Below are 21476 nucleotides of genomic sequence, written 5' to 3'. Positions count from 1 at the left end.
CGGGCTTTTTTTTCAAACCTTCTGATGGCAAATCATTCGGCTAAATGTATCGCATAGTTCGTGAATACAAATCCCACCGTTTCGATGCAAGATAGCGGTTGATTTTTACTCATCAGGATGCCGTCGATGTTGCCTTTTAAAGCCGTACTGATCTCTTTTCTTTGCATCATCTTGCTTTCCTTAGGCGCGAGCTTGGCGCAGGCAACGCGAAGCGGTGAGCTCACCTCTGAACGCGGTGGCTGGGCATCCGCAAGGCGCGATTCGGCCGGTATCGCACCGGATCCGCAGCGTTATGCGGCAGAAGCTATCGTGCAGGTTTATGCTGCGCCGACTTATGGCTGGAAGGGCGCGGTGGCGGTACATCCGTGGATTATCTTCAAACGCGCCGGTGAAACCCGCTATAACCGTTACGAAGTGATTAGCTGGGGCAGCGGCGATAAAGTGCGTCGTAATAGCAATCTTCCTGATGGTTACTGGTACGGTGCGAAGCCGCGTCTGCTGGTTGACCATCGCGGCAGTAGCGCAGAAGCGATGATTCCGCAGATCGAAGCGGCCATTAAATCCTATCCCTGGCCGACCACGTATCACGCCTGGCCGGGACCCAACAGCAATACTTTTATGGCACATATTGGCCGCGAGGTTCCGGCGTTGAAGTTGGATCTACCGGCTAACGCGCTCGGCAAAGATTATCGCTCGCTGCTTAATCCGGTAGGTTTACCGCCGTCAGGTCGCGGCGTGCAGCTTTCCCTGCTGGGTGTGTTGGGTGTGACGGTTGGAGCGGAAGAGGGGCTGGAAGTGAATCTGCTGGGATTAAACATGGGGCTGGATTTCACACCATTCAGGCTGCGTCTGCCGTTTATCGGCGGCATCGGTCAGAATAATGTGCAGCGAGACAATCCCTAAAAATGGCCCCGATTTGGGGCCATTTTTTTAACAGACGCCGAAATCGCCGTCTTCGTGATACAGATTCACGCTATCGGCTCTGACTTCAATTTCACGCTTGATGTGATCGTCAACGCGAGCGCACCACAGCATATCGCCTTCCACGCGCAGCACCTGCATCTTTGGGCCACCGGTCTTAGACTGCACAAAATCATCCACGTTAAACATGCTTCTTCTCCTTCAGGTCAGTGATAACAACAGAGTCTATATGCACTTCAGGCGCTGTGCGCTTGATTTTGTGCGCTGTCTTCCAGCACAAAACTGAATCAAAGCGCGTTGAGACCGTTCTGGTTATTTTCTGCAGCATTCGCCGCTGAAATAGTACCGAAACACTTCGCGGTTGTCAGTTGACAACTTATTGCGGTGAGCATAAGGTAGCCAGCGATGTCATAGAGGAAGCGGCATCCGCATAAAGCGGTCGAAGGAGCTTTGCGATATGCAGAAGCGAGAGGTTGGAAGATTGCAGTTGGCGGTCACCATGCGTGGGGCAAGATGTACTGCCCAGATAATTCGACAGAGTGTCGATGTGGGGATTACTGCATTACCTGCATCTGGAGTACGCCAAAAAATCCTGAAACCCATGCCAAACTGTTACGGCGCGTGGTGGACAACTGCAGTGAAAACCCTCAGCGGGTTAAGTGACGAGGAGTGAAACATGGAATTTGAGTTTACGCTGCGTTTTCAGCTCAATGATGAGATCGACATCGATGAAGTGATCGAACGGCTCGGTTCGCAAGGCTGCACTGATGCGTTAATTGGCGCGGGGGTGGCGGGAAAATTAAGCATGACGTTCTGCCGCGAAGCCAGCACTGCACAGGACGCGGTGCGCAGCGCGTTGGAGGATGTTTTTCAGGCATTGCCAGATGCGGAACTGATTGAAGCCGCGCCAGATTTAGTCGGGCTGACGGATATCGCAGAGTTGATAGGAGTTTCGCGGCAGAACATGCGCAAGCTGATGCTCAGCCATAGCCCGCAGTTTCCGCGTCCGATTCATGATGGAAAAACAGCCATATGGCATTTAATCGATGTGCTGGAGTGGTTAAATCAGCGTGGTTCAACGCGGGTCAATCCAGCACTGAGTGAACTGGCGCGCGCAACGTTGCAACTCAATTTACAGCAGATGCTGCAACGTTACGCACACTGTTTAAAGCCTTAATGATGCAGCAAAAATATCGTCGCCAGACCAAGGAAGATAAAGAATCCGCCGGTATCGGTGATCGCGGTGATCAGCACGCTAGAGCCAACGGCGGGATCGCGTTTCATTTTGGTCATGATTAACGGAATCAGCACGCCCATCAGCGCGGCCAGCAGCAGGTTCAGCACCATCGCCAGCATCATCACGCCGCCGAGTTGCAGGTTGTCGTACATCAGCCAGGTGACGCCGCCCATAATGCCGCCCCAGAACAGGCCGTTAATCAATGCCACGCCGAGTTCACGCATGATCAGGAACGAGAAGTTACCCGGTTCAACCTGATGCAGCGCCAGCGCACGCACAATCATGGTAATGGTTTGATTGCCGGTGTTGCCGCCGATGCCGGCGACGATTGGCATCAGCGCCGCCAGCGCAACCAGCTGCGATATGGTGGCTTCAAACAGGCCAATCACGCGCGAAGCGACAAATGCGGTACACAGGTTAACCGCCAGCCAGGCCCAGCGTTTACCCACCGCTTTGCGCACCGGCGCAAACACGTCTTCGCCCTGGCTGATACCCCCCATTTTACGGATGTTGCTTTCGTTCTCTTCGTTCACCAAATCGACCACGTCTTCAATGGTGATACGGCCAATCAGTTTGCCTTGAGCATCGGTGACCGCAGCGGAGATCAGGTTATAACGTTCAAACGCGCTGGCGGCGTCTTCCGCTTTATCGTTGAGCTGAAACGTGGTGGGATGCGAATTCATCACTTCTGCGACCAGCATCTTCGGTTTGTTGAGCAGAATATCAGTGAGCGTTAACTCACCTACCAGTTGATTTTGTTCGTCGGTGATAAAGATCTTATCGGTGCCGTTAGGCATTTTTTTGCCTTTACGCAGATAGCGCTGCACCGTGGCTAAGGTCACGTCAGAGCGCACCGTCAGGATATTGAAATCCATGATCTGCCCGACGCGATCGCGATCCAGCTCGATCACGCTCATCAGTCGCGCGCGCAGGCTAGGTTCGAGGGTGGTGAGCAGTCGTCCGGTTAAATCGCGCGGCAGGTAGCGCGCCAGATATACCTGATCGTCGATATCCAGCGGCTCGATGGCGTGCAGAATATCGCGATCAGACATTTCTTCCGTCAGGCTGGCCCAAACGGTTTCTGAAGCCTCAACCAGGACGTGACCGCGCTGCGCCGTCGGCACTAAACGCCACAGCGCCTGACGCTCTTCTTCCGGCAAGGCTTCGAGGATGTCGGCCAAATCCGCGGCGTGCAATTGCTGCAGCTCACGCTCTAATTCATGACGCCAGTCGGTGATATCACGCAGTTCGGCGGCATTCAGATCGACGGATTTATCCAGCAGAACATCAACCAGATCGTGCTCGTTGAGCAGCAGGTTGAGAATGTGATGACGGGTTTCAGCTAATTTTTGTGAATGCGAAGCAGACATAACGCGTTCCTTGTGTCTGTAAAGTCAGCTCACAGTGTAGCGCGTTGCGGGTAACAGGACGTAAAAAGCAGCATTGTCTCAAAGGACAATGTTTAGCAGCGACAGCCGACCCGCAAATTATTTAGCGCGAATCACTGGTGCTCAGCGTGACCGGTTCAGGGATGGCTTTCTTTTGCTGATGATGCTCGATGGCACCGGGAATGATGAAAAGCAGGCGGCCAAACAAAATTAAGAAGCTGACCAGTAAAACAATGCGGGTCATGGTGCCAGTTTTGGGACGTCTTCGTGCAGAGATAGCGCTGTTCACGCGGGGTGGTTCCTGTAATTGCCCGATGGGCGGAGGCAATATTTAGTCACACTTAGATCGCTAAAGCAATCGCTGTGTGAAAAATGAGCGAAAAAGGTTCAGCGCACTGATCGACATCAGACAATCGAATGGCCGCACAAAGCGGCCGTTAATTCAGTAACTGGCTTTCTGCGCCAGCAGCGTGGCGAAACGGGTTTTAATGCGGTTACCGTTTTCATCACGACGATGCAGTTCACCGACCTCTTCGTTGTACTTCACAATATGCCAGTTGCGGTAATAGTGGCTGAGTTCACCGGATTTAAACGCAAACGGGAAGTTTTGCGTATTGGGATAATCATCGGTATCCATCGCCGCCACAATCAGGTTGTAGCCATATTTACGCGTGCTGGCCTGCATATCGGCAATCAGCTGCGGAATGGTTGCCGGCTGCAGGAACATCATCACCACGGTCGACAGCACAAACTGATAGTCGCCGTTGAAGCGCACGCTATTGAGATCGCACAGCTCGGTGTGAATGTTCTGTAGATTCTCTTCCGCAATGATGCTGTTCAGGCGCTCCAGACTGGCGGGATTGCTGTCCCAGGCCGTCACGTCAAAGCCATGCTGATTGAGAAACAGACTATTGCGGCCCTGGCCGCAGCCCAAATCCAGTGCTTTCCCTACTTCAAGATGAGGCAGGGCCGCCAGCACTTCAGAATGGGTCGACGTGAGACCGTATTTTTCAGCGTAATAGTTATCGGGGCGTGTAGTCATAACCAGATTGCGGGCCAGCTGCCCGCATTACTCCTCTTCTTCCAGCATTAGTTTCCAGCCGGTGACATCATTCCAGTAAGCTTGCTCGCGCTCCAGATCCAGCTGCACCAACGTATTCTGGCTCAGGAAGCCGGCAGGGAAGGTCAGCGTCCAGTGGCCGTCGTCGGTGCTGAGCTTGAGCGAATCCGGTTTGGTGGTCGCCTGGCGCTGATTATTCAGCAGCGTGCCAAGACGCAGCAGGAATACCATCGGCAGAAACTGTTTCTTTTTAAACAAGGTGAAACGCGGCATCTCATCCTGCTTCACCGCTTTGCGGTGATAACGTACCAGCGTGGCCAACAGCATCTGTTGATCCTGATTAAAGCCCGGCATGTTGGAGTTCTGCAGGATGTAAGCCGAATGGCGCTGCATACCGCTGTGATTGATGGTCAATCCCACTTCATGCAGCAGCGCAGCCCATTTCAGCAGCGCCGACAGTTGTGGATTGGCTTGCTTGGGATTCTGCTCCTGCCACTGCAAATAGAGCTTCTCGGTGGTTTCCAGCACGCGACGCGCCTGATCGCTATCAATCGCATAGTGATTTGCCAGACTTTGCGCGGTGCGGCTGCGAATGTCCTGATGACGGAAACGGCCCTCCATCTCATACAACACGCCTTCACGCAGTGCGCCGTCAGAGAGACGCAGCTCGCGAATCGCTAACGCATCAAACACGCCACACAAAATTGCTAAGCCCGGTACAAATACCGCCTTACGCTCTTCCGACAAGCCCGGCAGGCTCAGCGCATTAAACGACTTATGCTTCAGCACTTCGCTGGTCAGCAATTCCAGCGTTTCTGGCGTAATCAGCTTCTCTTTTTCGCCCATCGCCAGCAGCACTTCGCAGGCCGCTTTAATGGAACCCGACGCGCCCAGCGCATATTGCCAGCCGTGCAGACGATATTGCCACGCCATGGTTTCCAGCTTTTGCGCAGCGGAGAGGCGCGCACGGCGGAAGTTTTCTGGCGTGATTTCGCCTTTGGGGAAGAAGAGATTGGCGAAGCTGACGCAGCCCATGCGGCGGCTCTCTACCAGCTGCGGCTCAAAGTCTTCCCCAATCACCAGTTCGGTGGAGCCGCCGCCGATATCGATCACCAGCTTGCGGCCTTTTTCCGGCTGCGTGTGCTCCACGCCCATAAAAATCAGACGCGCTTCTTCGTTGCCGGAGATCACTTCGATCGGATAGGGAATCACCTCGGCCGCGCGCTGCAGAAACTCTTCCGCATTGCTGGCGATACGCAGCGTGTGCGTGCCGACGATCGTCACGTTGGCGGAACTGAAGCCCTGCAAACGTTCGGCGAACAACGCCAGACAGCTCAGCCCGCGCTCAATCGCTTCTTCGCTCAGGCGATTGTGCGCATCCAGCCCATCGGCCAGATGCACGCGCTGTTTCAGGCGTCCCAGCACTTGCAAAGCGCCATCCACCACGCGGGCAATGACCATATGGAAGCTGTTCGAGCCGAGGTCGATTGCCGCGAATTCCTGAGGTTTCGGCGTACTTTTATGTGAGATTGGCATAGGCGTTATTCGGGTTGTTCCAGTTTCTTGATGTAGTCATAAATGGCCAGCTGCGAACGCACCTTTTTACGGTTGCCGCGCGGCACATAACGATTACTCAGCTCTTTATCGACGATGCGGGCTTTCACCGTATCACTAAACAGAATGGCGATGATGTCCAATATGCGCTGCTTCACGCGGGGATCAAGAATCGCCACGGCTACTTCAATGCGGTGGTCTATGTTACGCGTCATCCAGTCCGCGGAAGAGAGGAACACCTTTTTCTCGCCGCCGTTCTCAAAAATATAGACGCGGTCGTGTTCGAGATAGCGGTCAACGATGCTGGTAATGCGAATATTTTCACTGATGCCCGGTAAATCAGGAATCAGCGAACACATGCCGCGCACCAGCAGATTCACTTTCACGCCTGCCGACGAGGCGGCGTAAAGTCGATCAACTAAACCATTATCCACCAGGTTGTTGATCTTCAACGTAATGCCAGCAGGATTGCCTTGCTGCGCGTTGGCGATCTCGGCATCAATGAACTTATACAGCACGTCACGCGAGTTCTGCGGTGACACCAGCAAATGCTCGAAGGTGACCGGACGATACGGATTCTCAATGAAGTTGAACACGCGACGCACTTCATTGGTGATGCGCGCATCGGCGGTCAGCAATGAATAGTCAGTATAAATGCGCGCGGTTTTTTCGTTGAAGTTCCCGGTACCGATATGCGCATAACGCACCACTTCTTCGCCTTCACGGCGCGAAATCAGGAACAGCTTGGCGTGAATTTTCAGACCCGGCGCGGAGAAGATCACATGCACGCCCGCTTCGGTCAGGCGTTTCGCCCAGCGGATGTTGGCCTCTTCATCGAAGCGCGCCTGCAGTTCCACCACCACCGTGACTTTCTTACCGTTATAGGCGGCGTGAATCATCGCATCCATGATGCGCGAGTTTTTCGCTACGCGGTAAATATTGATCTTAATTGCCAGCACGTTCGGGTCGAACGAGGCCTGACGCAGCAGTTCCAGCACATGCTCAAAGGTGTGATACGGATAGTAGAGCAGCACATCGCGATTGCGGATGGCGTCGAAACCGTTGCGGAAGCCGTCAAAGCCGATGTGGCGAATCTGCGGCAGCGGACGGTTTTCCAGATTGCTTTTACCAACGTTCGGGAAGCCGATGAAATCTTTGAAGTTATGGTAGCGGCCGCCGGGCACAATCGAATCGTAGTTCGAAATCGACAGCTTATGGCGCAGCATTTCCACCATCGCATCCGGCATATCGCGCTGATAAACGAAACGGACCGGCTCGGCATTGAGACGCTGCTTCAGGCTCGACGACATCAGCTCCAGCAGGCTCGATTCCATCTCTGTAACCAGATCGTATTCGGCGTCGCGCGTCATCTTCATCGAATAGGCGTTCAGCGTATCGTAATCGAAGAAGCCTTTGAAAATTTCATCGAGGCAATAGCGCAGGATGTTATCCAGCAGAATCATTGGCTTGCGCCGACGTGGCGACTCAGCCGGCAAGTTTATAAAGCGCGGCACTTTATCAGACGGGATCTCCAGCAGCGCATAACGAATATCGTCGCCGCGAATGATCTCCACCGCCAGATAGGTGTAATCGTCTTTCAGGAATTCGATCAGATCGGTGTCATGGTTAATCAGAATCGGCGTAACGTGCTGGCGTAATTGATGTTTGAAGTAGTAGCGCAGCCACTCTTGCTGATTCGGTGACAGTTGACGTTCGTTAATCAGGAAGATCTGATTACGCGCCATTTCCAGCAGCAGATCGTTGTAGAGCGCATCAAACTCCTGATCCGATTTCTGCACCCGCAGCTGAATTTTCTTTAACAGATGCCGCAAAGAGGTCGGTTTGCCTTGCTCTTCGCTGATCAGAATTCGCCGCTTGAGATCGGCAAAGCGCACTTTATAGAACTCTTCGAGGTTATTGGAGTAAATCCCGAGGAAGCGCATGCGTTCAATCAGCGGATTACTTTTATCCGAGGCTTCCTGTAACACACGTTCATTGAAGCTTAACCAGCTTAATTCTTTTTCTATATACAGCTTATCCTGACCCATTCTGACTCCGAGATGCTGATGCTGGACGGAATGTCCGGCGGAAAAGACGCAAAAATGCGTTACCGCTCAGTGTCCGTCACCATTATGGCGAGAGTATGGCAGGCTTGTCCAACGTCAAAGGTTGTCTTATCAATCAGCTACGGGCAACATAGCGACTTGTTTCCACCGGTAACCTGGCCTGCATGAGCATAAATCGTATTCCCGTCCACTTTAGCGACCGTCGTCGACGCGCCACTGATAATTTAGTGCGCCGCGTCGTCACAGCTTGCGGCGTGGGAATTTTGCTGCTGATGTTACTGCTGTTCTTCTGGTTGATCTGGGTGGTGTTGCCGCTGTTTAGCGCGCCGGGAATGCATGCCACCACCAATATTCAGCTGTGGGACAAAGCCCCAATGCTGGCGATGGGCAGCGACGGCCATTTAGGCTGGCGCATCAGCCGCAACGAAGCGCGCTTTATTCCGCTTGATGGTCAACCTGCCGCTCCCGCACTGGCGCTGAATGGCAAACCCGATGCGGCGATCGCAAGCTTTGATAACCGCAGCGTGCTGCTCAATATGCAGGGCGAACTGCTGTTAATGCAACCGGTTATCCGCAACGGCAGCGGCGAATGGGGCTTCCCGCTCGGCGATCGTCCACTGCGCTTACCGCAAGGCCCGGTCAGTAACATGGCGCTGACCGCTCTCAACGACCATCAATGGTTGATCGCGGCGCAAACCGCAGCCGGCATCAGCCTGCTGACGCTGGAAAATCAGCAAAAAGTGAATCAGATCCTGTTGCCCCAGCAGCAGGCCGATCATCTGCTGCTGTCGCCGGATGGCTCTTTGCTCTACGCCAGCAGCGGGCGCTTACTGCGCGTGTGGCAAATCACATCTGATGGCGCACAGTTACGTGAAACGCAAACCCTCAATCTGCCGCCGCAAAGCCTGCATATGCTGGCCGGTGGACGCACCTTGCTGATTCAGGATGCGCAAGGCGTACAGCAATGGTTCGCTATCGCCAGTAATAATGGGCCGCGCTTACGACAGATTCACACCTTCAACGGCAGCCAGCAGGCGCGCGGAATAACGCCGGAGCCGCAGCGCCGCGTGTTTGCCACTTACGATGCGCAGGGCACGGTTCAGCTGTTCGCCAGCAAGCAGCAGGGCGCGATTTTAACGCGTCAGCTGGCACCGGGCATTCAGGCACTGGCCTTCGCGCCGCACGGTGATGCCTTGATCATTGAACGCGCCGGGGAGTGGCAACAGTTTGCGCTGGATAACCCGTGGCCGGACTTCACCTGGCGCAACCTGTGGCAAAAAATCTGGTACGAAAACTATCCGCAGGCCGATTGGGTATGGCAATCCACCGCGGCGGGCGACAGCTATCAAGCCAAGTTCAGCCTGATGCCGCTGGTACTGGGCACGCTGAAAGCCGCCTGTCTGGCGCTGCTGTTTGCCACGCCGCTGGCGCTGGCTGCCGCGATGTATACCGCCTGGTTTATGTCGCCGGGTTTACGTCGCTGGGTGAAACCGGCGATCGAAATGATGGGCGCGCTGCCCAGCGTGGTAATTGGTTTAATCGCTGGCGTGTGGCTGGCACCGCACATCAGCACCGCGCTGGTTGGCGTGCTGCTACTGCCGCCGGTGTTGGCCGCGACCTTATTATTGTGCGGCGTGCTGAGTCCGCGTTTGCCGGCCAGCTGGCGACGTCCCGGTTTTGAAGTGATTCTGCTGCTGCCGCTACTGTTAGTGGTGACGTTGCTGACGCTGTGGCTGCCAACGCTGTTCTGGCCGGAGATTGGCGAGCGTTTAGCGCATTACGAACAGCGCAACTTATTAGTTGCTGCGTTGGCGATGGGTTTTGCACTGGTGCCGCTGATTTTCACCCTATCGGAAGATGCGCTGTTCAGCGTGCCGGGCGCGCTCGGGCAGGGCTCGCTGGCGCTGGGCGCCACGCCGTGGCAAACCCTGACGCGTGTAGTGCTGCCGGGTGCCTCCGCGGGCATCTTCGCCGCCTTGATGATTGGCTTTGGCCGCGCCGTCGGCGAGACGATGATTGTGCTGATGGCCACTGGCAACACGCCGGTTAGCGAAGGCGGCTTATTTGCTGGCCTGCGTGCGCTCTCCGCCAACATTGCCATTGAGATGCCCGAAGCCGCAGCGGGCAGCGCGCATTATCGCATTCTGTTCCTCAGTGCGTTGTTGCTGTTGATCTTCACCTTGGTGATCAACACCATCGCCGAGTTGATTCGTCAGCGCTTGCGCCAACGCTACAGCCAGCATGAGGGCCACGGATGACGGCAATGAAACAAAACGATCGCTGGCGCTGGCTCACCGCCGGCGCCGTCGCGGTTTGCCTGCTGGCGTTTACCTTGCTGATTGGTTTGCTCGGCTGGCAGGGCGTGCGTGCCTTCTGGCCGCAGCCGGTCGATCAATATCAGTTCCAGCCGCCGCAAGGCAGCCCGGTGATGGTGCTGGGTGAAACCTTGCAAAAGCAGCAGCAGGGCGAACAGTGGCGCTATGTGGTGAAAACCGGCAACCGTGATTTTGCCGCGCCGGATTTCCGCGTGCTCTACAGTCAGGGCGAGGCGAAAACCCGTCGTCCTGCTGATGTGTTGGTGCTGCAGCGCCGCAACGGCGGCAACGCCTATGGTTGGCTGGTGGAGCTGCGCCAGGATAACGAAGTCATGACCGCTCAAAGCCGCGATGCCTTGCTGCATCAGCGTTTGCAGCAGGTACATGAGCAGTTGCGCCAGGCGAGTAACATCCGCCGCATTGAGATGGCGCGCCTTAATGCACAGCTGGAAAGCTTGCAGCAGCAGGCCGATGAGCAGCAGCGTAACGGCCGCTTCAGCCTGGAGGTGCAGTCTGAGTTTGATGCCAATCGCACGGCGTTACAGCGCCGCTTTAACGCGCTGGCGCAGCAGTTAACTCATCTGCAGCACGAAAGTCAGCGCGATACGCTGGTGCTGCGCGATGTGAACGGCGTGGATCACACCATCCTATTGGCGCAGGTGGTGGATGCGTGGTATCCGAATGCCATGACCTTAACCAACAAAACGCTGCACTTCTTCGGTCAGATTTGGCAATTCGTCAGCGATTCACCGACTTCCGGTGGCGGCGAGAGCGGGGCGTTTCCGGCAATTTTTGGCACCGTGCTGATGGTGCTGTTGATGTCGATCATCGTCATGCCGCTCGGCGTCATCGCGGCGGTATGGCTGCACGAATACGCCGGACGCAATGCGTTGACGCGGCTGGTGCGCATCGCGGTGGTGAATCTTGCGGGCGTGCCGTCAATTGTCTATGGCGTGTTTGGCCTCGGTTTCTTTGTCTGGCTGATTGGCGGCACCCTCGACCAGCTGTTTTTCTCCAGCGCCTTACCCAATCCGACTTTTGGTACGCCGGGATTGCTGTGGGCCGCGCTGACGCTGGCGCTGCTGACGCTGCCGGTGGTGATCGTTGCCACCGAAGAGGGATTGTCGCGCATTCCGGATAATCTGCGTCAGGGATCGCTTGCGCTGGGCGCAACGCAGGCGGAAACGCTGTGGCGCGTGGTGCTGCCGCTGGCGGTACCGGCCATGCTCACCGGCTTGATTCTGGCGGTGGCGCGTGCGGCTGGAGAAACCGCGCCGCTGATGCTGGTGGGCGTGGTGAAGATGGTGCCTGAGCTGCCGGTTGATGCGGTGTTCCCTTATCTGCACCTCGATCGCAAATTCATGCACCTCGGTTTTCAGATCTACGATTTGGCGTTCCAGAGCCCCAACATCGATGCTGATCGACCGCTGGTTTACGCCACCGCTTTGCTGCTGGTGGTGATCATCCTGTCGCTCAATCTGCTGGCGATGGCGTTGCGCCATCGGCTGCGTGAGCGTTACCGGATTATGACGCACTAAAAAGGTTTCTGATGACGCCCGATTACGACATTGCCCTTAGCGTTAATCAGCTGTCGCTGTGGTATGGCGAACGCCAGGCGCTGAATAACATTGATCTGCAGATTCCGAAGAACCGCATCACGGCGTTGATTGGTCCTTCCGGCTGTGGCAAATCGACGCTGCTGCGCTGTTTCAATCGCATGAATGATGTGATCGATCGCTGTCGCATTGAAGGTGAGATTCTGCTCGGTGATTACGTGGTGATGCAGGCGAATCAGGATCTTCCCGCGCTGCGTCGCCGCATTGGCATGGTGTTCCAGCGGCCGAATCCGTTTCCTAAATCGATCTACGAAAACGTGGTTTACGGCCTGCGCTTGCAGGGCGTGCGCGATCGTCGCGTGCTGAATGAAGCCTGTGAGCGTGCGCTGCGCGCGGCGGCGTTGTGGGGCGAAGTGAAAGATCAGCTGGGGCAGAACGCGTTAACGCTCTCTAACGGCCAGCAGCAGCGTTTGGTGATTGCGCGCGCCATTGCCATCGAGCCGGAAGTGTTGCTGCTGGATGAGCCCACTTCGGCACTTGATCCGATCTCAACGCTGGTGATCGAGGAGTTGATGACCACGCTGAAGCAGCATTTCACACTGGTGCTGGTGACGCACAATATGCAGCAGGCGGCACGCGTGTCGGATTACACCGCGTTTATGCATAACGGACAATTAGTTGAGTTTGACGAAACCGACAGAATCTTCACCTCACCGAAAGCGCGGCGCACCGAAGATTATATTACGGGAAGATTTGGTTAAAAAAGTCTGCGATTTGTAGCGGCGCAATTTATTGCGCAATGCCCGGATGGGCACGATGTTGCCATCGAAATGCGCGATAAATCGCGCCGCTTCGGAATATGCATAACATTCAATCGTGAGCATAGCCTTGCGTCGGTAATAACTGACCATCCAGCCATGCTTTACCTTCACGCATCTGCAAACGCCCATCAACAAACCAGCTGATCACCAGCGGATAGATCGCGTGTTCCTGATGCTGCACGCGCGCGCTGATCTCGTCTTCGCTGTCGCCAGCAAACACCGGCACACGCGCTTGCAAAATAATGGGTCCGCCATCCAGCTCGTCAGTGACAAAATGCACTGAGGTGCCATGCTCCTCGTCGCCGTTTTCCAGCGCCTGACGATGTGTGTGTAAGCCCGGATATTTCGGCAACAGCGACGGATGAATATTCACCAGACGATCGTGATAGTGCGCGACAAAAGCGCTGCTGAGGATGCGCATATAACCGGCCAGCACCACCAGATCTGGCGCGTAAGCATCAATCTCCTGCATCAGCTGGCGATCAAAGGCTTCGCGGTCGGCAAAATCACTGGCGGCTAACGCATGTGACGGGACATTGGCTTCCCGCGCGCGCGTTAAACCAAACGCGCTGGCTTTATTACTGAAAACGGCAGCGACGCTGCCGTTTATACGCCCGCTTGCGCAGGCGTCGAGGATGGACTGAAGATTGCTTCCGTTGCCGGAGATCAGTACAACCAGTTTTTTCATGGATTGATAACCACACGCTCTTCGGAATCAGACGCTTTAATCACACCGATTTTCCACGCTTTTTCGCCCGCGTCGGTCATCAGCTGTACCGCTTTATCGGCTTCTGCCGGGCTCAGCGCAATCACCATGCCCACGCCGCAGTTAAAGGTGCGGTACATTTCGTGACGGCTAACGTTGCCTGCCTGCTGCAACCAGCTGAACACTGACGGCCACTGCCAGCTGCTCTCTTCCAGCACCGCCTGGGTGTTATCTGGCAACACGCGCGGGATGTTTTCCCAGAAGCCGCCGCCGGTCAGATGCGAAATCGCATGCACATCAACCTGTTCGATCAGGCTAAGGATGTTTTTCACATAGATGCGGGTTGGCGCCAGCAGGTGATCGGCCAGTGATTTGCCATCCAGCTGTTTGGTGGCCGGATCGGTCTGGCTGACTTCAAGAATCTTGCGCACCAGTGAATAACCGTTCGAGTGTGGGCCGCTGGAACCCAGCGCGATCAGCACGTCGCCGTCCTGCACTTTCGAACCGTCAATGATCTCTGATTTTTCCACCACGCCGACGCAGAAACCCGCCACGTCGTAATCTTCGCCGTGGTACATGCCCGGCATTTCAGCGGTTTCACCGCCGACCAGCGCACAACCCGACTGCAAGCAACCTTCGGCGATGCCGGTGATCACCGATGACGCGGTATCCACATCCAGCTTGCCGGTCGCGTAATAATCGAGGAAGAACAGCGGCTCAGCACCCTGAACAATCAGGTCGTTCACACACATCGCGACCAGATCAATGCCGATGCTGTCGTGGCGTTTGAGATCCATCGCCAGACGCAGCTTGGTGCCGACGCCATCGGTTCCGGAGACCAGCACAGGCTCGCGGTACTTCTGCGGCAGCGCACAGAGCGCGCCGAATCCGCCCAATCCACCCATGACTTCCGGGCGGCGGGTTTTTTTCACTACGCCTTTAATACGGTCAACCAGATCGTTACCAGCATCGATATCAACACCGGCGTCTTTGTAGCTGAGAGAGGTTTTGTCGGTCACTGCGGAATCCCCACGCGAGTTGCGGTTGGTGGCAAAAATTAAGCGCGGCAATTCTAACAGCGCAGGCAAACGTTTGCGAGTCCCATCTCATGCTGCCTTTGCATCGCCTCAGATTTTCGCCAATCCTTAGATGACGCAGGCTATTGACCGATGACAAGTGGCGCAGCAGCGAAAAGGCGGTATAATCCGGCGATTTTTTTTAGCTCAACTCAATTCCGGGAGAACAATCATGAAGATCGTGGAAGTCAAACACCCGCTGGTCAAACATAAACTGGGCCTGATGCGTGAGCATGATATCAGCACCAAGCGTTTCCGCGAGCTGGCCTCGGAAGTGGGCAGCTTGCTGACCTATGAAGCCACCGCCGATCTGGAAACCGAGCGCGTCACCATCGAAGGCTGGAATGGTCCGGTTGAAATCGATCAGATCAAAGGTAAAAAAATCACGGTGGTTCCGATTCTGCGTGCGGGTCTTGGCATGATGGAAGGCGTGCTTGAGCACGTTCCCAGCGCGCGCATCAGCGTGGTTGGCGTGTATCGTGATGAAGAGACGCTGGAGCCGGTTCCTTATTTCCAGAAGCTGGTTTCGAACATCGAAGAGCGCCTGGCGCTGGTGGTCGACCCGATGCTGGCAACCGGCGGCTCGATGATCGCCACCATCGATCTGCTGAAAAAAGCCGGTTGTACCAGCATTAAAGTGCTGGTGCTGGTGGCCGCACCTGAAGGTATTGCCGCGTTGGAGAAAGCGCATCCGGATGTGGAGCTTTACACCGCATCTATCGATCAGGGATTGAACGAGAAGGGCTACATCATTCCTGGCCTCGGCGATGCCGGGGACAAGATTTTCGGAACCAAATAAAAGAAACCAGCCGGCCAGAGAGTCGGCTTTTTTTTGGCAAAAACACAACATTGTCATCCTCAAGTTATTCGAGCCAGGGCAAGGCGGCAAACGAGTTCATCCCGATGAGCTTACTTAAGTAAGTGATTCGGGTGAACGAGAGCAGCCAACGCAGCCATGGCTCGAAGAACGAAGAGGATAGGGGATAATAATGACTCGTCGTGCTATTGGTGTGGGCGAACGTCCGCCACTGTTGCAAACCATTCCACTCAGCTTACAGCATCTGTTCGCCATGTTCGGCGCAACCGTGCTGGTGCCGATTCTGTTCCACATCAACCCGGCCACGGTGTTGCTGTTTAACGGCGTCGGAACGCTGCTCTATCTGTTTATCTGTAAAGGCAAAATCCCCGCTTATCTCGGATCGAGCTTTGCCTTTATTTCGCCGGTGCTGCTGCTATTGCCGTTGGGTTATGAAGTGGCGCTGGGCGGCTTTATTCTCTGCGGTTTGCTGTTCTGTATGGTGGCGCTGATCGTCAAGAAAGCCGGTACCGGCTGGCTGGACGTGATGTTCCCACCGGCAGCGATGGGCGCGATTGTCGCGGTTATCGGTCTGGAACTGGCGGGCGTGGCGGCGAATATGGCCGGCCTGCTGCCTGCTGACGGCACATCGCCAGACAGCAAAACCGTGATCATCTCGATGGTGACGCTGGCGGTGACCGTGTTTGGTTCGGTGCTGTTCCGTGGTTTCCTCGCCATCATCCCGATTTTAGTCGGCGTGTTGGTCGGCTATGCGCTCTCTTACGCGATGGGCATTGTGGACTGGACCGCGGTGGAAAATGCGCCGTGGTTTGCGCTGCCAACCTTCTACACGCCGCGTTTTGAATGGGTGGCGATGCTGACCATTCTGCCAGCCGCACTGGTGGTGATTGCCGAGCACGTGGGTCACTTGGTGGTCACCGCGAATATCGTGAAGAAAGATCTGATCCGCGATCCGGGTCTGCACCGCTCAATGTTCGCTAACGGTTTATCCACCATGATCTCCGGTTTCTTCGGCTCCACGCCGAACACCACTTACGGTGAGAATATCGGTGTAATGGCGATTACCCGCGTGTACAGCACCTGGGTAATTGGCGGCGCGGCGATCTTTGCCATTCTGCTTTCGTGCGTCGGCAAGCTGGCGGCGGCGATTCAGGCGGTTCCTGTGCCGGTGATGGGCGGCGTATCGCTGCTGCTGTACGGCGTAATTGGCGCGTCCGGTATTCGTGTGCTGATCGAGTCGAAAGTGGATTACAACAAAGCGCAGAACCTGATCCTGACCTCGGTGATCCTGATCATCGGCGTGAGCGGTGCCAAAGTGCATATCGGCGCGGCCGAGCTGAAAGGCATGGCGTTGGCGACTATTGTAGGCGTCAGCCTGGCGCTGATCTTCCGTTTAATCAGCGTATTGCGCCCGGAAGAGGTGGTGCTGGACGCTGAAGAGAAGCGCGAAAGTTAAGGCTGCAAGCCGGGCAGGGAAGCCCGGTTCATCTCCGGCAAAGATCGTGATAAACTTGCGCGGTTTTCTGCCCGCTCATCCGTTGAGGTACTTCTGAACACGCCGGCACAGCTCTCATTGCCACTCTATTTACCCGATGATGAAACCTTCGCCAGTTTCTGGCCGGGGGAAAACACGTCTCTGCTGGCGGCGCTGCAAGGCGCACTCTCTCAGCAACACGGTAGCTATCTCTATTTCTGGTCGCGCGAAGGCGGTGGCCGCAGTCATCTGCTGCATGCCGCCTGTGCGGAACTCTCGGCGCGCGGCGAAGCGGTGGGCTATGTGCCGCTGGATAAGCGCACCTGGTTTGTGCCGGAAGTCCTGGAAGGCATGGAGAATCTGGCGCTGGTGTGCATCGATAATATCGAGTGCATCGCGGGCGATCCGGAGTGGGAAATGGCGATCTTTGATCTCTACAATCGTATTCTGGAAATCGGTAAAACGCGTTTGCTGATAACCGGCGATCGACCGCCGCGCCAGCTCAATCTCGGCTTACCGGATCTGGCTTCACGTCTCGACTGGGGACAGATTTACCGTTTGCAGCCGCTCTCGGATGACGACAAATTACAGGCGATGCAGCTGCGTGCCGGATTGCGTGGTTTTGAGTTGCCGGAAGATGTCGGGCGCTTCCTGTTGAAACGCCTCGACCGTGAGATGCGCACGCTGTTTGATACGCTGGATCGTCTCGATCGCGCCTCCATCAGCGCCCAGCGCAAACTCACCATTCCTTTTGTTAAAGAAGCGCTGGAGCTTTAGATAATCTCCAGCACCGCTTCGGGTGGACGACCAATACGCGCCTGTTCGCCCTTGATCACAATCGGGCGTTCGATCAGTTTCGGATGATCCACCATCGCTTGCAGCAGATGAGCCTCGCTTAACGCGCTATCCGCTAAAGCCAACTCTTGATACAAGTCCTCTTTACGCCGCATCAGTTCGCGCGCGCTGTGCATGCCGAGCTGTTTCAACAGACGTTTTAGCGTGGTGACATCGGGCGGCGTCTCAAGATAAAGCACCACATCGGGCTCGATACCTCGCTCCTGCAACAGCGCCAGCGTTTCACGGCTCTTGCTGCAGCGCGGGTTGTGATAAATGCTGACCATCTTCTTATCCTTTTTGATAAACCTTAAAACGCTTTTGCAGTTCACGGAACTGGTCGATACGTGCGTCATAGCGCGCTTGTTTCAGGCTGCCGAGCGGCACCTGCGCGCTGGCGCTGCTCAAGGTGGAGATCGCCTGATCGAGCTGGCCGTTGAGTGCCAAACCTTCCGCGCGCGCCGAAAGTTCTTCATCGCGCAAACCCTGCGCCGCAGAGGCCTGCGCCAGCAGATCAAAGGCGTTAACATCGTCCGGATGGGCAAAGGTGTAGCGATTGAGGATGCGGCTGGCGTTGGCGGGCTGCTTCGCTTCAACATAGGCATTAGCCAGATTCAACTGCAACACCGGATTGCTGCTGCTGCCTTTGGCGCTGCTCAGCATGGCGATCGCCTGCTGCGGCTGATTCAGGCCGATGTCGATGTCGGTCATGATATCAAGGAACCAGACGTTATCCGGCTGCTTCGCCAGCAGCGGGGCGATCACCCGTTTGGCGCTATCAAAGCTTTTGGCCTGCAGGAACTGTATCGCTTTGCCGTACTGTGCCGCCTGCTGCTCGCGCACGTTGCCTTTGGCGTATTCGTTCAGCAGGTCATCGGTCAGCTGATTGCGGCCAGTGGCGTACATGCCGAGCGAGCGCACTTTCGCCATGTAGAAATCCTGCGACGACTGCACCACCACCGGACGCATCTGGTTGGCGCGGTTACGCGCATCGGCAAGTCGGCTGTCGGGTAACGGGTGCGTCAGCAAAATTTCCGGCGGCTTGGAGGAGAAGCGGCTCTGATCCGCCAGCTTCTGCAGAAAAGTCGGCATCGCTTGCGGATCGAATCCAGCGCGTTGCAGAACCTGAATACCGATGCGGTCAGCTTCCTGCTCGTTGCCCTGGGTAAAGCTGATAATGCCTTGCTGCGCACCCGCCAGCGTACCGGTCAACGCCGCCATGCCGGCTTGCGGGCTGGCCATTGCCAGCAGAATCGATCCCAATGCGCCGACCCAGGTCAGCGGCGCATTGCGTCGCTGCTCTTCCATGGCGCGCGCCAGATGGCGCTGCGTGACGTGCGAGATTTCGTGCGCCATCACCGACGCCAGCTGGCTTTCGTTATCGGTATAGCGGAACAGCGATGAATGCAGCACCACGTTGCCGCCAAAGAAGGCGAAGGCGTTGAGTTCGTCGTTCTGGATCAAAAAGAAGTGGAACGGCGTGCGCACCGAGTTGGCATGCGCCACCAGTCGCTGACCGAGCTCATTAATGTATTGATTCAACAGCGGGTCGTTGATCAGAGGCGCACTGGCGCGCAGCTGGCGCACGTAGAAATCGCCCATCTGCAGTTCCTGATTAATCGAAAGCGTTGAACCTGCTGTGGTGCCCATGTCGGGCAGCGTATCACTAACGTCAGCGCGCGCACTCAGCGCAGGCGTCAGCAGCAGCGTAGGAATAAGGGCCGCCAGCACTGATTTTTTCAACCGGTTAAACATGCCTTGATCCTGTAAAAGTCACCCGAAATTGGACAGGTAAGTGGTTCAAATGTTCTGCACTATTTTTCCCTTTGCGGAACGCGCTCTATCTTAACCAGACTGCGGCGACAAGCAAACGATGAAGATTCATGAGCTTTAAATGAAAAAAAGGTTACAGCATGACGAAATTGCAGCAAAAAATTGAATAGCACGCCGCGATTTAAACAGGCTTCTTTATCCGCAGAAGTTAAAGTTACGTAAAGTTGCTCAAAATTATTGAATTTGGCATGAACTTTTCCAGGTTTACTCTGAAAAGCGGCGGCAAATCAGCGGTGTTGGCCCGCTTTATCCATCAGTGTTTTTAATCGTGAAGACGACGCACAGAGCATTCTACACAGTTATCATCGGACGGATTTTAAACGCACGTAAACTTATTCCCTCTGTATTAGGATCACAATTTCACGGCCACGCATTTCTCAACTCCTGCCAAAGCGATAATCGAAACCCTTTTTCAATTAACCTTGCTAATTATTTTTCACGCAATGAAAACGCCGGACAGCCCGTCACTACAGGACTTTTGCCTTGCTCACGCTGTGGTATAGATAAGGCACTTTATTCAAACGGACTGTGAATTGACGCGCAGTGTAAGCCGGAGAGTTTTTATGCGTTCTCGTTCTGTAGTTTCATACGCCCTTATCGCAATTGTCGGTGGCTTTGTTGGCGCCACCGTGAGTAAAGGTGATGACCTGTATCAGCGTGTTGTCAGCCATTTTTCCTCTGCACCCACCGATCCCGACGGCTTCTGGAGCACGCCCGCCGTCGACGGCTACGGCAAAATCCATTACGAACCGGATGCGGCTTTCAAACCGGTGGTCGGTTTAAGCAACAAAGTGGTGTTTCAAATTACCCGCAGTGAAGGGGAGATGACGCGCCCAAATCTTGGACTGGAGCGCGTAGCGCGCGTGGTCAATCTCTATATCGCTTCGGGCGTGCCCGCTGACGACCTGCACTTTGTGGTATCGGTCACCGGTGATGCCACGCCAGCGATGCTGGATAACGCGCATTTCCAGCAGTTCTACCAGGCGGACAACCCCAATCTGGCGCTGATCGGCGCACTGAATAAGTTGGGCGTGAAGGTTTCCGTATGCGATCAGTCGGTGGCGTTCCATCACTTCCCGAGAGCGTGGATTGACCCATCGGTGATTCATGCACTCTCCAGCCCGACCACCGTGTCGACGCTGGAAAATCAAGGTTATGCACTCTTACAGATGTAAATTTCAGGCACAGGAGAAGTGAAATGCGTCCAGCATCCTATATCGTTATTGCGGCTCTGGCAGGGTTTGTCGGCGGCAATGTATTACAGCTCCCCGATTTGGTCGACAAGGTTAGCGACAAATTTGCTGACAAGAAAAGTGAACCGGCTGATTTCTGGAGCACGCCGGCGATCGAAGGTTACGGCAAAATCCACTTTGTGAATGTGCCGGACTACAATCCGGCCACCACGCCAGGGTTGAGCAATAAAATCGTCTTCCAGATCAACCGTAATGAAGGCGATGTGCGTCAGCCGAACCTTGGGCTGGAGCGCGTGGCACGCGTCACCAACCTCTATTACGCGGCGGGCGTACCGCTCGATCAGCTGAAATTTGTGGTCTCGATTAACAGCGATGCGGTTCCTGCGGCGTTGAATAATGAGCAATTCCGCAAAACCTACGGCACCGATAACCCCAATCTCAAGCTGATTGATGAGTTGAAAAAAGCTGGCGTGAAGGTGACCATTTGCGATCAGTCGGTGGCTTTCCATCAGCTGGAGCGCAACTGGATCGATACGCGCGTCACCCACACGCTGTCGAGCGGCACCACCGTGGCGTCGCTGCAGAACGAAGGTTACGCCTTCCTGATGCTCTGATTTCTGCCTGA

The 21476-nt window shown here is 55.4% G+C and carries 21 protein-coding genes; 10 read left to right on the top strand and 11 right to left on the bottom strand.

Annotated elements, in window-relative coordinates; genetic code table 11:
- Window positions 1–32: 32 nt before the first annotated feature.
- Window positions 33–170 (bottom strand): hypothetical protein, encoded by a 138-nt coding sequence (locus ACYAC5_RS14310; RefSeq protein ID WP_462063007.1) that lies wholly within the window; start codon window positions 168–170, stop codon window positions 33–35.
- Here ACYAC5_RS14310 and ACYAC5_RS14305 point away from each other — a divergent pair.
- Complete coding sequence (locus ACYAC5_RS14305; protein ID WP_008108318.1) at window positions 127–903, top strand: DUF3750 domain-containing protein; 777 nt, start codon at window positions 127–129, stop codon at window positions 901–903. The two genes, ACYAC5_RS14310 and ACYAC5_RS14305, sit on opposite strands and share 44 nt — an antisense overlap.
- Before the next feature lie 27 nt (window positions 904–930).
- Here the strand turns inward: ACYAC5_RS14305 and ACYAC5_RS14300 are convergent, their stop codons facing one another.
- Entirely contained in the window at window positions 931–1110 is a 180-nt protein-coding gene (locus tag ACYAC5_RS14300; protein ID WP_101763499.1) for a DUF2158 domain-containing protein, read from the bottom strand.
- A 487-nt stretch (window positions 1111–1597) separates the two neighbouring features.
- Here ACYAC5_RS14300 and ACYAC5_RS14295 point away from each other — a divergent pair, with 487 nt between their 5' ends.
- Window positions 1598–2098, top strand: a complete 501-nt coding sequence (locus ACYAC5_RS14295) for a helix-turn-helix transcriptional regulator (RefSeq protein WP_192411394.1) — start codon at window positions 1598–1600, stop codon at window positions 2096–2098.
- Here ACYAC5_RS14295 and mgtE read toward each other — a convergent pair.
- The 5 genes from mgtE to ppk1 form a co-directional block, all read right to left on the bottom strand.
- Window positions 2095–3528, bottom strand: coding sequence for a magnesium transporter (mgtE, locus tag ACYAC5_RS14290; RefSeq protein WP_192411395.1), 1434 nt, complete (start codon window positions 3526–3528; stop codon window positions 2095–2097). The genes ACYAC5_RS14295 and mgtE overlap by 4 nt on opposite strands.
- A gap of 121 nt (window positions 3529–3649) precedes the next feature.
- On the bottom strand, window positions 3650–3835 hold the full coding sequence (locus tag ACYAC5_RS14285) for a YfgG family protein (protein WP_110866478.1): 186 nt from the start codon (window positions 3833–3835) through the stop codon (window positions 3650–3652).
- A gap of 153 nt (window positions 3836–3988) precedes the next feature.
- Window positions 3989–4594, bottom strand: a complete 606-nt coding sequence (gene tehB / locus ACYAC5_RS14280; protein WP_462062982.1) for a tellurite resistance methyltransferase TehB — start codon at window positions 4592–4594, stop codon at window positions 3989–3991.
- Between the two features lie 21 nt (window positions 4595–4615).
- A complete protein-coding gene (gene ppx, locus ACYAC5_RS14275; RefSeq protein ID WP_101763505.1) occupies window positions 4616–6142 on the bottom strand; it encodes an exopolyphosphatase in 1527 nt (508 codons plus the stop codon).
- A gap of 5 nt (window positions 6143–6147) precedes the next feature.
- The gene (gene ppk1 / locus ACYAC5_RS14270) at window positions 6148–8208 is read right to left on the bottom strand and encodes a polyphosphate kinase 1 (RefSeq protein WP_101763506.1); all 2061 of its coding nucleotides are present in this window, start codon (window positions 8206–8208) and stop codon (window positions 6148–6150) included.
- 182 nt (window positions 8209–8390) lie between these two features.
- Between ppk1 and ACYAC5_RS14265 the strand changes: the two genes are divergently transcribed.
- The 3 genes from ACYAC5_RS14265 to pstB are packed head-to-tail and all read left to right on the top strand — an operon-like array spanning window position 8391 to window position 12858.
- Window positions 8391–10484 (top strand): ABC transporter permease subunit, encoded by a 2094-nt coding sequence (locus ACYAC5_RS14265; protein ID WP_462061935.1) that lies wholly within the window; start codon window positions 8391–8393, stop codon window positions 10482–10484.
- A complete protein-coding gene (pstA, locus tag ACYAC5_RS14260; RefSeq protein ID WP_192233025.1) occupies window positions 10481–12079 on the top strand; it encodes a phosphate ABC transporter permease PstA in 1599 nt (532 codons plus the stop codon). The genes ACYAC5_RS14265 and pstA overlap by 4 nt, the downstream gene beginning before the upstream one ends.
- A gap of 11 nt (window positions 12080–12090) precedes the next feature.
- A complete protein-coding gene (gene pstB, locus ACYAC5_RS14255; protein WP_312464214.1) occupies window positions 12091–12858 on the top strand; it encodes a phosphate ABC transporter ATP-binding protein PstB in 768 nt (255 codons plus the stop codon).
- A gap of 109 nt (window positions 12859–12967) precedes the next feature.
- Here pstB and purN read toward each other — a convergent pair whose 3' ends face one another.
- Both purN and purM read right to left on the bottom strand, forming a co-directional pair.
- Window positions 12968–13606 (bottom strand): phosphoribosylglycinamide formyltransferase, encoded by a 639-nt coding sequence (purN, locus tag ACYAC5_RS14250; RefSeq protein WP_110866482.1) that lies wholly within the window; start codon window positions 13604–13606, stop codon window positions 12968–12970.
- Window positions 13603–14643 carry a phosphoribosylformylglycinamidine cyclo-ligase gene (gene purM, locus ACYAC5_RS14245; protein WP_008108330.1) on the bottom strand — a complete coding sequence of 347 codons (1041 nt, stop codon included), beginning with the start codon at window positions 14641–14643 and terminating at the stop codon, window positions 13603–13605. Before purM ends, purN begins: the two co-directional genes overlap by 4 nt.
- Window positions 14644–14872: 229 nt before the next feature.
- Here purM and upp point away from each other — a divergent pair, with 229 nt between their 5' ends.
- The 3 genes from upp to hda all read left to right on the top strand — a co-directional run bounded on the left by upp (window position 14873) and on the right by hda (window position 17768).
- The gene (upp, locus tag ACYAC5_RS14240) at window positions 14873–15499 is read left to right on the top strand and encodes a uracil phosphoribosyltransferase (RefSeq protein ID WP_008108331.1); all 627 of its coding nucleotides are present in this window, start codon (window positions 14873–14875) and stop codon (window positions 15497–15499) included.
- Window positions 15500–15689: 190 nt separating this feature from the next.
- The gene (uraA, locus tag ACYAC5_RS14235) at window positions 15690–16973 is read left to right on the top strand and encodes a uracil permease (protein ID WP_280171958.1); all 1284 of its coding nucleotides are present in this window, start codon (window positions 15690–15692) and stop codon (window positions 16971–16973) included.
- Window positions 16974–17066: 93 nt separating this feature from the next.
- The gene (gene hda, locus ACYAC5_RS14230; protein ID WP_036649513.1) at window positions 17067–17768 is read left to right on the top strand and encodes a DnaA inactivator Hda; all 702 of its coding nucleotides are present in this window, start codon (window positions 17067–17069) and stop codon (window positions 17766–17768) included.
- Here hda and arsC read toward each other — a convergent pair.
- The gene (gene arsC / locus ACYAC5_RS14225) at window positions 17765–18112 is read right to left on the bottom strand and encodes an arsenate reductase (glutaredoxin) (RefSeq protein ID WP_217548966.1); all 348 of its coding nucleotides are present in this window, start codon (window positions 18110–18112) and stop codon (window positions 17765–17767) included. The genes hda and arsC overlap by 4 nt on opposite strands.
- A 4-nt stretch (window positions 18113–18116) precedes the next feature.
- The gene (bepA, locus tag ACYAC5_RS14220; protein ID WP_192233031.1) at window positions 18117–19580 is read right to left on the bottom strand and encodes a beta-barrel assembly-enhancing protease; all 1464 of its coding nucleotides are present in this window, start codon (window positions 19578–19580) and stop codon (window positions 18117–18119) included.
- A 641-nt stretch (window positions 19581–20221) separates the two neighbouring features.
- Here bepA and ACYAC5_RS14215 point away from each other — a divergent pair.
- Window positions 20222–20833: a DsrE family protein gene (locus ACYAC5_RS14215; RefSeq protein ID WP_462061933.1), complete on the top strand. Its 612-nt coding sequence runs from the start codon at window positions 20222–20224 to the stop codon at window positions 20831–20833.
- A 23-nt stretch (window positions 20834–20856) separates the two neighbouring features.
- Window positions 20857–21465 (top strand): DsrE family protein, encoded by a 609-nt coding sequence (locus ACYAC5_RS14210; RefSeq protein ID WP_101763515.1) that lies wholly within the window; start codon window positions 20857–20859, stop codon window positions 21463–21465.
- Window positions 21466–21476: the final 11 nt, after the last annotated feature.

The organism is Pantoea sp. y20, from assembly GCF_054903455.1.
The sequence above is the reverse complement of the archived record's forward strand: the minus strand, read 5'-3'. Positions and strand labels throughout refer to the sequence as shown.

Excerpts from the sequence above, each read along its gene's own strand:
- ACYAC5_RS14305 (WP_008108318.1), top strand. The coding sequence starts at position 127 with ATGTTGCCTTTTAAAGCCGTACTGATCTCTTTTCTTTGCATCATCTTG.
- ACYAC5_RS14310 (WP_462063007.1), bottom strand. The coding sequence starts at position 170 with ATGATGCAAAGAAAAGAGATCAGTACGGCTTTAAAAGGCAACATCGAC.
- ACYAC5_RS14300 (WP_101763499.1), bottom strand. The coding sequence starts at position 1,110 with ATGTTTAACGTGGATGATTTTGTGCAGTCTAAGACCGGTGGCCCAAAG.
- ACYAC5_RS14295 (WP_192411394.1), top strand. The coding sequence starts at position 1,598 with ATGGAATTTGAGTTTACGCTGCGTTTTCAGCTCAATGATGAGATCGAC.
- mgtE (WP_192411395.1), bottom strand. The coding sequence starts at position 3,528 with ATGTCTGCTTCGCATTCACAAAAATTAGCTGAAACCCGTCATCACATT.
- ppx (WP_101763505.1), bottom strand. The coding sequence starts at position 6,142 with ATGCCAATCTCACATAAAAGTACGCCGAAACCTCAGGAATTCGCGGCA.
- ppk1 (WP_101763506.1), bottom strand. The coding sequence starts at position 8,208 with ATGGGTCAGGATAAGCTGTATATAGAAAAAGAATTAAGCTGGTTAAGC.
- ACYAC5_RS14265 (WP_462061935.1), top strand. The coding sequence starts at position 8,391 with ATGAGCATAAATCGTATTCCCGTCCACTTTAGCGACCGTCGTCGACGC.
- pstA (WP_192233025.1), top strand. The coding sequence starts at position 10,481 with ATGACGGCAATGAAACAAAACGATCGCTGGCGCTGGCTCACCGCCGGC.
- pstB (WP_312464214.1), top strand. The coding sequence starts at position 12,091 with ATGACGCCCGATTACGACATTGCCCTTAGCGTTAATCAGCTGTCGCTG.
- purN (WP_110866482.1), bottom strand. The coding sequence starts at position 13,606 with ATGAAAAAACTGGTTGTACTGATCTCCGGCAACGGAAGCAATCTTCAG.
- upp (WP_008108331.1), top strand. The coding sequence starts at position 14,873 with ATGAAGATCGTGGAAGTCAAACACCCGCTGGTCAAACATAAACTGGGC.
- uraA (WP_280171958.1), top strand. The coding sequence starts at position 15,690 with ATGACTCGTCGTGCTATTGGTGTGGGCGAACGTCCGCCACTGTTGCAA.
- arsC (WP_217548966.1), bottom strand. The coding sequence starts at position 18,112 with ATGGTCAGCATTTATCACAACCCGCGCTGCAGCAAGAGCCGTGAAACG.
- bepA (WP_192233031.1), bottom strand. The coding sequence starts at position 19,580 with ATGTTTAACCGGTTGAAAAAATCAGTGCTGGCGGCCCTTATTCCTACG.
- ACYAC5_RS14215 (WP_462061933.1), top strand. The coding sequence starts at position 20,222 with ATGCGTTCTCGTTCTGTAGTTTCATACGCCCTTATCGCAATTGTCGGT.
- ACYAC5_RS14210 (WP_101763515.1), top strand. The coding sequence starts at position 20,857 with ATGCGTCCAGCATCCTATATCGTTATTGCGGCTCTGGCAGGGTTTGTC.